General features: G+C 65.8%; 11 protein-coding genes and 1 pseudogene. 5 read left to right on the top strand and 7 right to left on the bottom strand.

The annotated features are described in order from the left end of the window. Positions 1 to 17: 17 nt before the first annotated feature. Positions 18 to 986, top strand: a complete 969-nt coding sequence (locus IVA92_RS00580; protein WP_247280308.1) for an NAD regulator — start codon at positions 18 to 20, stop codon at positions 984 to 986. A 47-nt stretch (positions 987 to 1,033) separates the two neighbouring features. Then, the gene (locus tag IVA92_RS00575; protein ID WP_247280307.1) at positions 1,034 to 3,727 is read left to right on the top strand and encodes a DUF2339 domain-containing protein; all 2,694 of its coding nucleotides are present in this window, start codon (positions 1,034 to 1,036) and stop codon (positions 3,725 to 3,727) included. A gap of 91 nt (positions 3,728 to 3,818) precedes the next feature. Here IVA92_RS00575 and IVA92_RS00570 read toward each other — a convergent pair whose 3' ends face one another. From IVA92_RS00570 to IVA92_RS00545, 6 genes and pseudogenes are all read right to left on the bottom strand, one after another. Further along, complete coding sequence (locus tag IVA92_RS00570) at positions 3,819 to 5,507, bottom strand: methyl-accepting chemotaxis protein (protein ID WP_247280306.1); 1,689 nt, start codon at positions 5,505 to 5,507, stop codon at positions 3,819 to 3,821. Positions 5,508 to 5,853: 346 nt separating this feature from the next. Beyond that, positions 5,854 to 6,354: pseudogene (locus IVA92_RS00565) on the bottom strand (methyl-accepting chemotaxis protein); the annotation flags it as partial. Between the two features lie 43 nt (positions 6,355 to 6,397). Continuing rightward, positions 6,398 to 6,643 carry a hypothetical protein gene (locus IVA92_RS00560; RefSeq protein ID WP_247280305.1) on the bottom strand — a complete coding sequence of 82 codons (246 nt, stop codon included), beginning with the start codon at positions 6,641 to 6,643 and terminating at the stop codon, positions 6,398 to 6,400. 161 nt (positions 6,644 to 6,804) lie between these two features. Then, the gene (locus IVA92_RS00555) at positions 6,805 to 7,404 is read right to left on the bottom strand and encodes a hypothetical protein (RefSeq protein WP_247280304.1); all 600 of its coding nucleotides are present in this window, start codon (positions 7,402 to 7,404) and stop codon (positions 6,805 to 6,807) included. A 115-nt stretch (positions 7,405 to 7,519) separates the two neighbouring features. Next, complete coding sequence (locus tag IVA92_RS00550; RefSeq protein ID WP_247280303.1) at positions 7,520 to 8,506, bottom strand: MDR family oxidoreductase; 987 nt, start codon at positions 8,504 to 8,506, stop codon at positions 7,520 to 7,522. 41 nt (positions 8,507 to 8,547) lie between these two features. Continuing rightward, positions 8,548 to 9,801 carry an MFS transporter gene (locus tag IVA92_RS00545; RefSeq protein WP_247280302.1) on the bottom strand — a complete coding sequence of 418 codons (1,254 nt, stop codon included), beginning with the start codon at positions 9,799 to 9,801 and terminating at the stop codon, positions 8,548 to 8,550. Between the two features lie 330 nt (positions 9,802 to 10,131). Here IVA92_RS00545 and nadA point away from each other — a divergent pair, with 330 nt between their 5' ends. The 3 genes from nadA (at position 10,132) to nadC (ending at position 13,927) form a co-directional block, all read left to right on the top strand. Beyond that, positions 10,132 to 11,277 carry a quinolinate synthase NadA gene (gene nadA, locus IVA92_RS00540; protein WP_247280301.1) on the top strand — a complete coding sequence of 382 codons (1,146 nt, stop codon included), beginning with the start codon at positions 10,132 to 10,134 and terminating at the stop codon, positions 11,275 to 11,277. A 153-nt stretch (positions 11,278 to 11,430) separates the two neighbouring features. After that, positions 11,431 to 13,038 carry an L-aspartate oxidase gene (locus IVA92_RS00535; protein WP_247280300.1) on the top strand — a complete coding sequence of 536 codons (1,608 nt, stop codon included), beginning with the start codon at positions 11,431 to 11,433 and terminating at the stop codon, positions 13,036 to 13,038. A gap of 10 nt (positions 13,039 to 13,048) precedes the next feature. Next, positions 13,049 to 13,927 carry a carboxylating nicotinate-nucleotide diphosphorylase gene (gene nadC, locus IVA92_RS00530; RefSeq protein ID WP_247280299.1) on the top strand — a complete coding sequence of 293 codons (879 nt, stop codon included), beginning with the start codon at positions 13,049 to 13,051 and terminating at the stop codon, positions 13,925 to 13,927. A 40-nt stretch (positions 13,928 to 13,967) separates the two neighbouring features. Here nadC and IVA92_RS00525 read toward each other — a convergent pair whose 3' ends face one another. Continuing rightward, a complete protein-coding gene (locus tag IVA92_RS00525; protein WP_247280298.1) occupies positions 13,968 to 15,416 on the bottom strand; it encodes a cell wall hydrolase in 1,449 nt (482 codons plus the stop codon). Positions 15,417 to 15,954: the final 538 nt, after the last annotated feature.

The following is a 15,954-nucleotide window of genomic DNA, read 5'->3' as shown; positions in this document are numbered from 1 at the left end:
GCCGCGACATCAGCCGCATGAGCGAGACGCTCCTGACGCCGATCGAGATTGGCCTGACCGCGGCCATCGTCGCGATCGAGGACCACGAGCCGCTGATCCTCACCGCGCGCGGCGGTGATGGGCTTGCCGGCCTGCCGTTCGGGCCGTTCGATGCGCTCGCCCATCGCACCTTCGAGATCGGCCTGCGCGCCTGGGTCGAGCAACAGACGGGCCTGCGGCTCGGCTATGTCGAGCAGCTCTACACCTTCGGCGATCGCGGCCGTCATGCCGGTGCCGGCGACACCGGCCCGCATATGGTGTCGATCGGCTATCTCGCGCTGACGCGCGCCGCCAGCGGCGAGCTCGCCGCGACCGGCGCGAGCTTCGAGCCATGGTATCGCTTCTTCCCCTGGGAAGACTGGCGCGAGCAGCCGCCAGAGATCATCGCCCGCGACATCATCCCGGCGCTGACGAAATGGGCCGAGGAGGAGACGCCGCAGACGACGCGGGCGCTGCCGCGAAAGGATCGCGTGCGGTTCTATTTCGGTCTCGACGGTGCGCCCTGGGACGAGGAGCGCGTGCTCGATCGCTATGAGCTCCTGTACGAGGCCGGGATGATCGAGGAGGCGCGGCGCGACGGCAGGCCTGCGGCATTAGCGCGCAAGAGGCTTCCCGCGCTTGGGACCTCGATGCGGTTCGATCACCGGCGCATCCTCGCCACAGCCATCGCGCGGCTACGCGCAAAACTGAAGTATCGTCCTGTTGTTTTTGAACTTTTGCCCGCCGAATTCACACTTACGGAATTGCAGCATACGGTGGAGGCCATCTCCGGCCGGCACCTGCACAAACAGAATTTCCGCCGCCTCGTCGAAATGGAAGCCCTGGTCGAACCGACCGGGGCGATGTCGACACAGACCGGGGGACGCCCGGCGGCACTCTATCGCTTCCGCCGCGAAGTACTCCAGGAGCGGCCCGCGCCGGGCTTGCGCGTACGCTCCCGGCGCTAGATTAAGAATTTGCGATCGGCCCTGCCCGCCGGTTGCCTGGAGGCTTCATGTTCGACGGCCCGTTTGACGTCTTTGCGTTGATCCTTGCGATCGCCGCCTTCCTGATCGCGATCAAGGCCTCCAGTCAGGCGGCTGAGCTGCGCCGCCGGCTGAGCTCGCTCGAAGAGATGTTTGACGCGCAGCGGAAAGTTAAGCCGCCGCCACTTACGCCGACTTGGGAGCAGGCGCCCGCAACCGCGACGGCCGCCGCGGAGCCGCCGCCGCTTGCGCCGGAAGCCGAGCAGGCGCCCCCGGCCCTCGCCGAACCCGTTTCGCCGCCGCCGCTCGGAACGAGCACCGAGGCCGATGCACCGCCACCCCTGCCTGCACCCGCACCCGGCTTCGAGGAGCGACTCGGCACGCGCTGGGTGGTGTGGATCGGCGGGCTTGCGCTCGCGCTCGGCGGCTTCTTCATGGTGCGCTATTCGATCGAGGCCGGCCTCGTCGGGCCCGGCGTGCGCGTGTTCCTCGGCGGCCTGTTCGCGCTGGCGCTGCTCGGTGCCGGCGAATGGACACGGCGCAAGGAGAGCATCTCCAGCATCGCGGCGCTGCCGATCGCCAACATCCCCGCGATCCTCACCGCGGCCGGCACGGCGGTGGCGTTCGCGACCATCTATGCAGCCTACGCGCTCTACGGCTTCCTGGTGCCCGCCACCGCCTTCGTGCTGCTCGGCCTCGTCGCGCTCGGCACGCTGGCCGCCGCGCTGCTCCACGGGCCCGCGCTCGCCGGCCTCGGCGTCGTCGGCGCGTTCGTGACGCCGGTCCTCGTCTCCAGCGGCAAGCCGGACTATTGGGCGCTCTACATCTATCTTGCCATCGTCACCGCAGCGAGCTTCGGCCTTGCCCGCATCCGGCTATGGCGCTGGCTCGCGGTGACTACGATCGTCTTCGCGGTGCTCTGGACCTTCATGGGGCTCGAGCTCGAGCTGCAGGTGGCCCCGCACGCCTTCCACGTCATTGCGGGCTTCACGCTCGCTGCGCTTCTCGTCGTCTGCGGTTTCATGTTCGGCCCGACCATCGAGGACGGCGAGATCGAGCCAGTGTCGTCGAGCTCGCTCGGCGCCTATCTGTTCGCGGCAATGATCATCGTGCTGTCGAGCGCGCATGCCGATCTGGCGCTCATTGCCTTCACCCTGCTGGTCGCAGGGACGCTGTTTGTCGCCTGGCGCGCGCCGGCGGCAACGGGTGCACTGGGCGCGGCTGCGGCGACCGTCTTCATCGTGTTCGCGGAATGGGCGGTGCGGGCCAATCCCGACATGCTGGTGCTGCCGGGCGGCCCCATGGCCGGCATCGGTCCTGTCCCCACCGATAGTTCGGTGACACTGCATCTGGTCACGGCCGCGATCTTCGCCGCGGGCTTCGGCATCGCAGGCTTCCTCGCGCAGGGCCGGTCCAATTCGGCGATCATCCCGGTGGTGTGGTCGGCAAGTGCGGTCGCGACGCCGATCGCGATCCTGGTTGCGCTCTTCGCCCGCATCGCCCATCTCGACCGCTCGATCCCGTTTGCGATCCTCGCCGTGCTGCTCGCTGCCGCCTTTGGTGCTGCGACCGAATCGCTGACGCGGCGCGAGACCCGGCCGGGCGCCATGATCTCGACGGCGCTGTTCGCGACCGGTACGCTCGGCGCGCTCGCGCTGGCGCTGACCTTCGCGCTCGAGAAGGGCTGGCTCACCATCGCGCTCGCGCTGATGTCGCTCGGCACTGCCTGGATCTCGATGCAGCGGTCGATCCCGTTCCTGCGCTGGCTCGCCGCCGTCTTCGCCGGCATCGTCACGGCACGCATCGTCTATGATCCCTGCATCGTCGGCGATGCCGTCGGCACCACGCCGATTCTGAACTGGCTGTTGTGGGGCTATGGCCTGCCGGCGCTGTCGTTCTGGGGCGCGAGCATGTTCCTGCGCCGCCGTGCCGACGATGCGCCGCTGCGCATGGTCGAGGCTGCGGCCGTCCTGTTCACCGCGCTGCTCGCCTTCATGGAAATCCGGCACCTTGCGACCGGCGGCCGCATGACCTCGCCGCCTTCGCTGCTGGAATTCTCGCTGCAAGTCTGCGTCACGCTCGCGATGGCGATCGGGCTGGAGCGCCTGCGGCTGCGCAGCCACAGCATCGTGCACAATGTCGGCGCGGTCGCGCTCACCGCGATCGCCGGGCTCATCAGCGTGTTCGGCCTGCTGATCCTGGAGAACCCGCTGCTGCTCTCCAGCGTCAATGTCGGCGGCCTCGTGTTCAACCTGCTGCTGCTCGGCTATGCGCTCCCCGCGGTGCTGATGCTGCTGTTGTCCTATGCGGTGGCGGGCCATCGCCCCGCCGCCTATGCCAATACGATTGCGGGCGGGGCACTTGTGTTCGCGCTCACCTACGTGACGCTGGAGATCCGCCGCTTCTATCACGGCCCGGTCCTGCTCTATGGCGGCACCACGGGCGCGGAGCAATACACCTATTCGATCGGCTGGCTCGCCTTCGGCGTGGTGCTGCTCGGCGTCGGCATCCTGGTCAATTCGGAGCGGGCGCGGCTCGCCTCTGCCGCCGTCATCGCGCTGACGATCCTGAAGGCCTTCGTCATCGATATGTCGACGCTGACAGGCGTCTACCGCGCGCTGTCGTTCATGTGCCTCGGCGTCGTGCTGGTCGCGATCGGCTGGCTCTACCAGCGCATCCTATTCCGGCGGCAAACGCCGCCGGCTCCGCAGACGAGCGCGTAGGGATCAGTGGAGGTCCCCTCACCTGGATCGCATCTTCGATGCGATCCGACCTCTCCCTTCGGGAGAGGTGAGCCAAGAGCCTGCGCCGCTTTTAGGCCGCGCGGACCGACTCCAGGAACTGCGCGACTTCGACCCTCAGACGGGTGCTGTCGGTCGCCAGTGATTTCGCCGCCGACAGCACTTCAGTCGAGGCCGAGCCGGTTTCGATCGCCCCGCGCTGCACGTTGGTGATGTTCGACGATACTTCCTGGGTGCCGAGCGAAGCCTGCTGGACGTTGCGCGATATCTCCTGCGTGGCCGCGCCCTGTTCTTCGACCGCGGCGGCGATCGCAGCGGAGACTTCGGACAGACGCTCGATGGTGCCGCCGATCTCCTGGATGGCGCTGACGGATTCCTGCGTGGCGGCCTGAATCCCTGCGACCTGCGCACCGATCTCGCCGGTGGCTTTCGCGGTCTGCTCGGCGAGCGCCTTCACTTCCGAGGCAACGACGGCGAAGCCGCGGCCGGCCTCGCCGGCGCGTGCCGCCTCGATGGTGGCGTTCAGCGCCAACAGGTTGGTCTGGCCCGCGATGGTGTTGATGAGCTCGACGACGTCGCCGATGCGCGAGGCCGCCTGAGACAGCGCGTTGACGCGCTCGTTGGTCCGCGCCGCCTGCTCGACGGCTTCTGCGGCCATCCGCGCCGAGTCCTGCACGCGGCGGCTGATCTCGGTGATGGAGGAGGACAGCTCCTCCGAGGCGGAAGCAACCGCCTGGACGTTGGTGGAGGCTTCCTCCGAGGCGGCGGCGACGACGGTCGCGAGCTCCTGGCCGCGCTGGGCGGTGCCGGTCAGCGTCGCTGCCGATGCTTCGAGCTCGGTCGAGGCTGATGACACGGTCTCGACCACCTCGCCGATCATGGCCTCGAAATTGCGCGTGATGGCATCGACGCGGCGGCCGCGCTCGATCTTGGCTTCGGCATCGCGCGCCGCTGCCTGGTCGGCGGCTTTCTTGGCGATCAGCGCCTCCTTGAAGATCTGGAGCGCATCGGCCATGGCGCCGATCTCGGTCTTGTCGCCGCGATGCGGCACGTCGGCCGAGAGGTCGCCCTGGCCGAGCGACTGCATCGGACGGATGATCGAAGCAATGCCACGAGAGACGTCGCGCACGAGATAATACGCGGCGCCGATCGCGATCACGACCGAAAACACAATGATGCCGACCAGGACGCGGAAGATCGTGGCGTAACTGTCGGACGCCTGCTTGGTCTCCAGCTCGGCGCCCTGATTGTTCAACTCGATACCCTTCTGGAGCAGCGGATCGGCGGCCTGGGCCATTTTCGCGACCTTGGTCTGCAACAGCTCGTTGGCATCGGTCGGGAAGCGGCCGACGCTCTTGCGCGACAGCGCCATCACCTCCTGAACGCCATTCAGATACTCGGCCCACGCCTTCGCCCATTGTTCGTAGAGCGCGCGCTCCTCGGCGGCAGTGATCAGCGGCTCGTAGACCTTGCGGGTCTTCTCGATGCGTTCGCGGAGCGAGGCGAGGCGCTTCTCTGCGGCATCCTTGCCTTCAGCACTATCCTGCATCAGGTGCAAACGAAGTGCGACGCGCAGCTCGTTAATGTCGGCGCGCATCGAGCCGAGCGCACGCACGCTGGGGAGCCAGCTCTGCGCAATCTCGACGGTGTGGGCGTTGATGTTCTGCATCGTGCCGATCGCCGTCACGCCGACACCGGCGAGCGAGAGCACGAGGACTGACAACACGGTCAGCAGCTTGAAGACGATCGACAACTTCGACATCACAACAAATCCCAACGATGCCTGGCAACGCGCACATCACCTGCGCCACAGGCGTCACGACGGACGACCGGGCCGAGGTCAGTTCAACAATGCTGGCTGGTTCTTATCCCGTAAGATTGCGCTCTATCCTCGCAAGCAGGCGTTAACATCGTCCTACGTAAAACTACCGGGCGGGCGGACATTCGTTGTTTTCTGCAATCATCCGCTGCACCTGCACGGATCTCGCGCTGCACCGCGCTTGATGGAGCAACATCTCCAAGGCTAACGGTCGCAGGGCGAAATACGCACGCGCGCGACCGCCGCAGGTTCGCGCGCGGCGGCTGCAAGCGATGCCTATTGAACGTCGTCAGCCGGCGCGCACAGAGCCGAGAAACTTGCCGACTTCGAGCTTGAGACGGTTGCTGTCGCCGGACAGCATTTGCGCGGCAGACAGGATCTGAGAAGACACCGAGCCGGTCTCGCTTGCGGCGCGCTGCACGTCGGTGATGTTGGACGACACCTGATGAGTGCCTGCCGCCGCCTGCTGCACGTTGCGAGAAATTTCCTACGTCGCGGCGCCCTGCTCTTCCACGGCGGCCGCAATCGTCGAGGAGATTTCCGACAGCTTCTCGATGGTATCGCTGATGGCCTTGATGGTACCGACCGAATGTTCGGTCGCGGACTGGATGCTGGCTATCTGCTGCCCGATCTCGCCAGTCGCCTTCGCAGTCTGCTCGGCGAGCGCCTTGACCTCGGAGGCAACCACTGCAAATCCCTTGCCGGCTTCGCCAGCGCGGGCCGCCTCGATTGTGGCGTTGAGTGCGAGCAGATTGGTCTGGCCCGCGATCGTATTGATCAGTTCGACCAAGAAGGTCTCGTCATAGTTGTAAATTGCAACCTGAAGTCGGAGCCTAGGAAGCTTTGCATCCGACGGTCTCTCCAACAAGGCTGACGCGAAAGACCGGCTGCTTGTTCTCGTCGAGCAGCTCCATGCGCCACTCGGCATTCGGCTTCAGGCCGCGGGCGATGCCGCCGAGCAGATTGGCACAAACCTCAGTCATCTCAGTCCAGGCCGCTGCGCGGTCCTCGAACTCGTACGGCTGATCGGCGGCGCCGGAATAGCGACCGGTGCTGATGCGGAAGAAGTACAGCGACATCGTTGAACCCCTTGCGTCGGGGCGTCCCCCGGCCGTACGCAAACTGGGACGCGAACAGCTACCAAGGCATGAAAGCCGCCGTCCGTATGACTACGGCGCGGCGGCTTCGTGCTCGATCGATTCTTCAACGAAAAACTGTGCGGCTGTCCTGTGCAGCCAACTCACTGCGTCGAGCGGCGCAGCTCCAGCGGAGCCTCGGCCTTCGCGGGTTCCGACTTGGCTTCCGACTTCACCGGCTCGAGGCGACCGCTCTCGACACGCGGCGTCTCGACCCGCGCGGCGACTTCGGTGTTGGGTGCAGCGATCGAACCGGTCCGCTCCGAGCTGCGCAACGAGCGCGGACGCGCGGCGGCGCGCGCCATTAGCATCTGATTGCCGCCCTGATGGTGGAAGTCGCAATAGGCGAAGCCCATGCCTGACACCGAGCCGCGGAAGCTGCGATCATCGGTCTTTTCCAGGTTGAAGCAGGGCTCGAACGGAATCCCCTTGATCGAGGCGCAGACGTTCTGGCCGCGGATTTGGAGCGTATTGCCGGGCAGACGAAGATGCTTCACCGGGCCCGCGCCCGAGAATTGCACCGCGCCGGCGGCACCGAGGTCGTCGAGGATGCGGCCCGCACCGCGGGTGCCGTCGAAACAGGTGAAGGCGAACACCTTGCCGGCGACGAAACGGCGCGCCTCGTCAGCATTCATGCTCCCGGCAATGGCCGGCGCAAACGTCGCTGCCGCCGTGACAGCCCCCAACACAATACGCGCAAGCATGCTCAACTCCGAACCAACCCCCGCAGCGGGCGATGCCTTATCTCTCTTTACCCGCTGCTTACCATACCAACCATGGCAACATTGGAGCAGCTTGGTTGGTAAAGTCTGAACGCCGTCAGACAATTTTTACCACGATGCGGCCGCGAACCGCGCCGGCCAGAATTTTCGCGCCCCAGTCGGGCACCTCGGCGAGGGGAATTTCCTGAGTGATTTCAGCTAGTTTTGTCCGGTCCAGATCGGACGCCAGGCGCTGCCAAGCGGCTTTCCGCGGCTCGATCGGGCACATCACCGAATCGATGCCGAGAAGGCACACTCCGCGCAAAATGAACGGCGCGACAGAAGATGGCAGGTCCATGCCGGCCGCCAGGCCGCACGCCGCGATCGCTCCACCGTATTTCGTCATCGACAGGAGGTTGGCGAGCGTGGTCGAGCCGACGCTGTCGACGCCACCCGCCCAGCGCTCCTTGGCCAGAGGCTTCGCCGGCGCCGACAATTCGTTGCGGTCGATCACTTCGGCTGCGCCCAGATGCTTCAGATAATCTGCTTCCGCGGCGCGACCGGTCGAGGCGATGACGTGATAGCCGAGCTTCGACAGCACGGCGGTCGCAACCGAGCCGACGCCGCCGGCGGCGCCCGTCACCACCACCGGACCACTCTTTGGCGAGAGGCCCTGTTTCTCCAGGGCGATCACGGACAGCATCGCTGTGAAGCCGGCGGTGCCGATCGCCATGGCGTCGCGCGCCGACAGGCCCTGCGGCAGCGCCACCAGCCAGTCGCCCTTCACCCGCGCCTTCTCGGCATAGGCGCCGAGATGGGTTTCGCCCATGCCCCAGCCGGTGCAGACCACCTTGTCGCCCGCCTTCCACTGCGGATGCGAGGACGCTTCGATCGTGCCGGCGAAATCGATGCCGGCGATCATTGGGAAGCGCCGCACCACCGGCGCCTTGCCGGTAAGTGCGAGGCCGTCCTTGTAGTTCAGCGTCGACCATTCCACACGCACGGTGACGTCGCCGTCCATCAGCTCGGCTTCATCGAACTGCGTCAGCTGCGCGGTGGTGCCCTTGTCCGCCTTGTCGATCCGGATCGCCTTGAACGTGGCCACGACTAAACTCCCTGACTTGTTTGTCGAGGATGTTTAGCCGATCAGGCCGGCTGCGCAACCGCCCGTCTCACCGGTTTCTCCACGATCGGAAGATTGATCAGTGCAGAAAGCACGCCGAACACGATCGAGAGCCACCAGATCGGCGTATAGGAACCGAAGCGCTCGAACACGATGCCGCCGAGCCAGACACCGAGGAAGCCGCCGACCTGATGGCTGACGAAGGCAAAGCCATAGAGCGTTGCGAGCCAGCGCGTGCCGAACATCAGCGCCACCAGCGCCGAGGTCGGCGGCACCGTCGACAGCCAGGTCAGGCCGGAGATCGCACCGAACGCGATCGCCGAGAACGGCGTGATCGGGAACGAGATGAAGGCAAGGGTCGCGAGCGCGCGAGTGAAGTAGATGGTCGAGAGGATGTAGCGTTTGGGCAGATAGTTCTGGAGGTAGCCGACGCTGAGCGAGCCCACGATGTTGAACAGGCCGATCGCCGCGATGACCCAGCCGCCGGTTTGCGCCGAGATGCCACGATCGACCAGGAAGGCCGGCAGATGCACGGTGATGAAGGCGAGCTGGAAACCGCAGGTGAAGAAGCCGAGCACCAAGAGCACGTAGGAGCGGTGACCGAAGGCTTCCGCCAGCGCCTTGGTGAAGGTCTGCTCATCCGCAGGCGCCGCGGTTGCCGTGCTTGCGACCGGCGGCGTCGAGAGCGCCAGCGACAGCGGGATGATCAGCAGCATCAGGAAGCCGAACACGGAGAGCGCCTGCTGCCAGCCGAAATTGTCGATCAGCGCGACGCCGATCGGCGCGAACAGGAATTGCCCGAACGATCCCGCCGCGGTGCCGGCGCCGAGCGCAAGGCCGCGCTTCTCGGCCGGCAGCAGCTTGCTGAAGGCCGACAGCACCAGGTTGAACGAGCAGCCGGCAAGACCGAAGCCGACCATCACGCCGGCGCCGATGTTGAGTGACAGCGGCGTCGAGGAGTAGCGCATCAGGAGCAGGCCGCCGGCATAGAGCAGAGCGCCGACACACATCACCCGGAACAGGCCAAAGCGATCCGCCACCGCCCCGGCGAGAGGCTGACCCAAGCCCCACAGCAGATTCTGCACGGCGATCGCGAGGCCGAACACGTCGCGGCCCCAGGTGAACTCATGGCTCATCGGCTGCACGAAGAAGCCAAGCGCCGAGCGCGGACCGAAGCCGAGCATGCCGATGGCGCAGCCGCAGAGAATGATCACAGCCGGGGTGCGCCAGTTCGAGGAACGTGAGGCCGGAGCGAGCTCGCCGATCTGTGTCGACATGGTGGTCCTCGTCTGTCGTTGGCGGTTCTGCAAATCGGCAGCCGCGAATGAGCCCGGTTTAATGCACCTGCATGAAAATCCCAAGTCAAAAACGATTGCATTCCACGGGGAGCTGCCACCGGAGCATTGCAATTCACGCGGCCTCGCCTGACGGGCACTTGACGGGAATGTGTGCGGCAGCGCCTAGGCGTCTTCGGTAAAGCATGCTATTCTTGATTTACTCAGTTTGAGCATATAAGAGCTGGGTGACATTCGCTCCGGCCACTCGGCCGGACTATTCAGGACCTGTATATACTCAAATTGAGTATAAACAATGCGAGGGAGGCTTCGATGCCGATCATTGGAATTTACGGCCCCGACGATTTCGCCAACCGGCCGCCCGGCCAAATCAATGGCCAAATCAATGGCCATCAAGTCCATGACCATGTCGTCAGCTCCCCTCCCGCCGCGCCGAGCCGGCCGGGGCTTGCGCTGCCGATGCCCTCGCTGGACTGGACGCCGGAGGTCGAGCGCGCCACGGCATCCCTGTATGAGCGCGTGAAGCAGGTGATCCCGCCGATCGAATGGCCGCTGATGGCGCCGACAATCAAGGCGATCAACGAGCTGAAGGCGGCGCGGGGCGCGGTGATCCTCGCGCACAACTACCAGGCCCCGGAAATCTTTCACTGCGTCGCCGACATCGGCGGCGATTCGCTCCAGCTCGCGGTCGAAGCCACCAAGGTGAAGGCCGGCATCATCGTCCAGTGCGGCGTGCACTTCATGGCGGAGACGTCAAAACTGCTCAACCCGGACAAGACGGTGCTGATTCCGGACTCGCGCGCAGGCTGCTCACTGGCCGCCAGCATCACCGGCGCAGACGTTCGCCTGCTGCGCGAGAAATTCCCTGGCGTGCCGGTCGTTGCCTACGTCAACACCTCGGCCGAGGTGAAGGCCGAGGTCGACATTTGCTGCACCTCGTCGAACGCGGTGCAGGTGGTCGAGAGCCTGAATGCGCCTAGCGTGATCTTCCTGCCCGACCGCTATCTCGCCACCTACGTGGCCTCGAAGACCGACGTGAAGATTATTGCCTGGAAGGGCGCCTGCGAAGTGCACGAGCGCTTCACGGGTGAAGAGCTGCGCAGTCTTCGCGATGACGATCCCTCGGTGCAGATCATCGCGCATCCCGAATGCCCGCCGGACGTGTTGGCGGAGGCCGACTTCACCGGCTCGACCGCGCACATGATCAGCTGGGTGCGCAACAAGCGGCCGCGGCGGCTGGTGATGATCACGGAATGCTCGATGGCCGACAATGTGCGGGCCGAGCTGCCCGACGTGGAGATGCTGCGCCCCTGCAATCTCTGCCCGCACATGAAGCGCATCACGCTTGCCAATATCCTGGAGAGCCTGCTGACGCTCCGCGAGGAAGTGACGATCGATCCCGCGCTCGCGGAGCGCGCACGGCGCTCGGTCGAGCGGATGATCAATTTGAAGAATTGAGAGCGAGAAGCAGCAACACACCCGTCGTCTGAGACAAGCGCGCGCAGATCCGGGACCGACAGGACGCGAGTATTGGCACGCTGGTGGTCCCGGCCTGCTGCAACAACAACAGCAATGGGTTCTGGCTTTGGCCAGGACGACAATGAAGAAACCATGCAAGACAGAATCGAAAATCTCACCCGCACCACCGACGACGTGGTCATCGTCGGCGGCGGTCTTGCCGGATTGTTCTGCGCGCTGAAGCTCGCGCCGCGGCCCGTGACGCTGATCTCGGCTGCGCCGCTGGGACAGGGCGCATCCTCCGCGTGGGCACAAGGCGGCATCGCGGCGGCAGTGGCCGAAGCCGATAGTCCGGAAGCGCATACCGCGGATACGATTGCCGTCGGGGGCGGTCTCGTCGATAAAGCCGTTGCACTTGGGATGGCGCGGGAGGCGGCGCCGCGAATCCATGATCTTCTCGCCTTTGGTGTCCCATTCGATCGCGACCTGGAAGGAAAGCTCGCCGTCGGACGCGAAGCCGCACATTCGGCCCGGCGCATCGTACATGTGCGCGGCGACGGAGCCGGTGCCGCGATCATCGCGGCCTTGAGCGAAGCTGTGCGCCGCACGCCGTCGATCCGTATCATCGAAGGTCTGGTCGCCGAAGCATTGTTGACCGAGCACGGTGCCGTCACGGGCATTCAATTGCGCGAGGCCGGCCATCCCTGTGCACGGCCGATCACCCTCGCCTCGCGCGCGATCGTGCTGGCCACCGGCGGCCTTGGGCATCTCTATGCCGTCACCACCAATCCGCTCGAGGCCAGCGGCTCGGGCCTTGCGATCGCCGCTCGCGCCGGTGCGGTGATCGCCGATCCGGAATTCGTGCAATTCCATCCGACCGCCATCAGGGTCGGGCGCGATCCGGCGCCGCTTGCGACCGAGGCGCTGCGCGGCGAAGGCGCGACGCTCATCAACGGCAATGGCGAGCGTTTTATGGCGGCGCGCCATCCGCTCGCCGAGCTCGCACCGCGCGACATCGTCGCCCGCGGCGTCTTTGCCGAAATCGCGGCCGGACGCGGTGCCTTCCTCGATGCGCGGCAGGCGCTGGGTGCGCCCTTCGCCGACAAATTTCCGACCGTGCATGCAAGCTGCCTCGCCGCCGGAATTGATCCCGCGGCAGAGGCCATCCCGATCGCGCCGGCCGCGCACTATCACATGGGCGGCATCGCGGTGGACGCGCGCGGCCGCAGCTCGATCGACGGGCTCTGGGCCGGCGGCGAAGTGGCCTGCACCGGCGCGCATGGCGCCAACCGGCTCGCTTCCAATTCGTTGCTGGAGGCCGTGGTCTACGCCGCGCGCATCGCCGAGGACATCGCCGGCTGCGCCGTCCCCGCGCCCGCCCGGCTTCCGGACGCATTGGTGATGCCGCGCGGCGGCGCGCCGGAGGCTACGGCCGTGAAGCGGCTGCGAGCCATGATGAACACACGCGTCGGCGTCATCCGCGACGCCGACGGATTGGCGGAGGCCGTCCGCAGCTTCGCCGCGCTTGAACGCGAGGCCGGCAACATCGCGCTGCGCAACATGGCGACCTCCGCGCTGCTCGTAGCCGCTGCTGCCTGGAGCCGGCGCGAGAGCCGCGGCGCGCATTTCCGCGCCGACCATCCGGCGGATGTCCCTGCCCTGGCGCAACGAACGATGACCACGCTCGACGCTGTGCGCGAAGTGGCCGACGGCCTCGCCGATCGCCCGATGCCACCCACCGCGCAACCCATCATGGCCTGACGGAGCTCTCATGATCACCGCAACCTCGCTGCTCTATCCCGACGCCTTTCTCTCGCCCCTCGCAATTGACGAGGCCGTGCAGCGCGCACTCGACGAAGATCTCGGTCGCGCCGGCGACGTCACCTCGCTGGCAACGATTCCGGAAGCAACGACGGCGCAGGCGATCCTGGTCGCCCGCCAGTCCGGCGTGATCGCCGGATTGCCGCTGGCGCTGGCGACGCTGCAAAAGCTCTCGCCCGACATCGACGTGCGTGCGCATGTCCGCGACGCGGCACGGGTTGCCCGGGGGCAGCAGGTGTTGACGATCTCAGGGCCCGCGCGCGCCATTCTCACGTCGGAGCGGACCGCACTGAACTTCGTCGGCCGCCTGTCGGGTATCGCGACGCTGACGGCCGACTATGTCGCGCGCACCGAAGGCACGCGGATGCGCATCTGCTGCACGCGAAAGACCACGCCGGGATTGCGGGCGCTGGAAAAGTACGCCGTGCGCTGCGGCGGCGGTTTCAATCACCGCTTCGGCCTCGACGATGCGATCCTGATCAAGGACAATCACATCGCGGTCGCCGGCGGCATCCGCCCCGTGCTGGAGCGCGCCCGCGCTCATGCCGGCCATCTCGTCAAGATCGAGATCGAGGTGGACACGCTTGCGCAACTGCGCGAGGTACTGGCCACCGGAATGGCCGACGCGGTGCTGCTCGACAACATGGATACCGCGACGTTGCGCGAGGCGGCGCGGATCAACGAGGGCCGCCTCAAGCTGGAAGCGTCCGGCGGCGTCACACTGGACTCGATCGCGGCGATCGCCGCCACCGGCGTCGACTACGCCTCGGCCGGCGCGCTGACGCACTCGGCGCCGAATTTCGACTGTGCGCTGGATATCGAGGCGTGATGGTCCTTGCCTCTCCCCGCAAGCGGGCGAGGCAAGAAAACTACCGCCGCTCGCCCATCTCCGCGGAACTCTTGGCTTCCTGCGCAAGCGCGGCGGAAAGCGCTGCGGTCTGCGCGGGCGTGCCCCAGCTTGGCTCCTCGCTGCCATCGCCCCAGGCGCGCGGACGGTAGAAGGTGTGCACGCCGGTCTTGTACATCTTCTTCATCTCGGCGACCCAGGACGGGCGCACCCAATAGGCATGGTAGTGCGTGGACTTGCCGACCTCGGGCAGCCAGATCTGGCCATCGAGCATCGCCTTCGAAATCTTCTTGGCGCGCTCCCACATCTCGGGCTCGCGGATCACGTCGGCGTTGTTGTCGCAGGCGAAGGTGAACTGGCAGGCGAGGTGGCGGTACTTGTTCTGATAGACCACGCCGCACACGGTGTCGGGATATTTTCCCGAGAACACGCGGTTCATCACGACCTGCGCGACCGCCATCTGGCCGCGCACGGCCTCGCCGCGCGATTCGAAATAGACCGCTTCGGCGAGACACTTCTCGGACTTGGCGCGCGACTTGTCGTCGAGCGCGAGCCGCTCCGCGGGCGATCTGGCGCGCTGGTTGTCGGCGTTGACCTCGCCCTTCGGGGCGACGCTCTCGCCGCTCTCGATGTCCTTGGCGATCTCGGCTGTCGGCGGCGACAGCGAGGCCGTCACCTTCATATCGGGATCAGGCATTACGATCAGCGGCTCGGCCCCGGGCTGCCAGCTCTCGATGCTCTCGAGACTACCGCCGAGCGAGGAGCTGCCGAAGAACAGGTTCGACGTCTTGACGCTGAAGGGATCGCGCGCCGGGGCGGCCGGCGCCGTGGCCCGCTTCAGCGCTTCCAGCGGCTGCACCGCGATCGCGCGCGCGGCATCGCTCGCCTGCGGCGCATTGGTATATTGCGGCAGCGGCGGTGCACGGAGCGCTTCCTGGAGCTCGGGATCGAGCGCGGCCGCGGACTCCGGCGACATCGGCGGCGGTAACGCGGCGGTCTTGGCACCGAATACCGAGCTGTTCGAGGTCGCGGGATTTTCCTGCGCGGGCACTGCCGGCGGCGCAGCGGCCTCGGGAGGTGTCGTCGGGGTCATGATCGCGAGGCGATCACCCTTCATCGAGCGATCGACCTTTGGAAAATCGGCGGCCTGGTAGTGCGGCGGCGTCTGCAGCGCCGGATTGCGGCTGATCGCACCCGTGACGTCGCGACCATCGATGCTGGCGAGGCGAACCATTGCGCTCTGCGGAACCGAGGTGCCGATCGGCCGGGAAAAACTGTAGGTGGCGAGCTGGATCGAGGACGCCGCGGAATACACCTGCTTCTGCCAACGCTCGGCGACGCCCGGTTGGCGCGCCAGCAGCGAGGCAATGTCCTGATAGCCGGTCTCTCTCGGCATCAATGCGAAGATGCAGAGACCGATGCCGAAGGACGCGAACCGCGCGCCCTTCGGATGGTTACGCAACAGTGACATCGATACGCTCACGCTACGCTTACGCCAGTTCCGATCGAACGTCAGTACATCCGTGCAATTCGATCTTGATTGTAAGTATCCAATTTAGGTTGCCGGTGCGTTAATCGACGTGGCGCGCACGGCACACTCAAGCAAACACGGGTGTTTTCACGGGGCGATCGCGCGCGGTGGTAAATGCGTCGTCACGTCAGGGGGTAAACAACCGGTCAACGCGAATGGTGAAGGAACTCTTGCGCACATGTATCAATACGGGACGCGCGATCATTATGCTGTTTGGCGTTTGCGCAAAGCGTTCCCCCATCACGGGTGTCATGCTTCGCGAAAGCGGGGCATCCAGTACGCCGCGTCGTCTCGATTCATCACGACCGTCTCGGCGTATTGGATTGCCCGGTCAAGCCGGGCGATGACAGGGAGTGCGGCGAACGCGTCCCGCAAGCTCGTCATTGCTGTCGATGTTCAATAATTCGCTGATTGGATCGCGGTGGTCTTGGTAGCGGCGAAGGCCTTGGGAGTTTGTCCTGCCAAGGCCTGATGGGGT

The organism is Bradyrhizobium sp. 154 (genome assembly GCF_023073875.1).
Classification (GTDB): Bacteria; Pseudomonadota; Alphaproteobacteria; order Rhizobiales; family Xanthobacteraceae; genus Bradyrhizobium.
The sequence above is the reverse complement of the archived record's forward strand: the minus strand, read 5'-3'. Positions and strand labels throughout refer to the sequence as shown.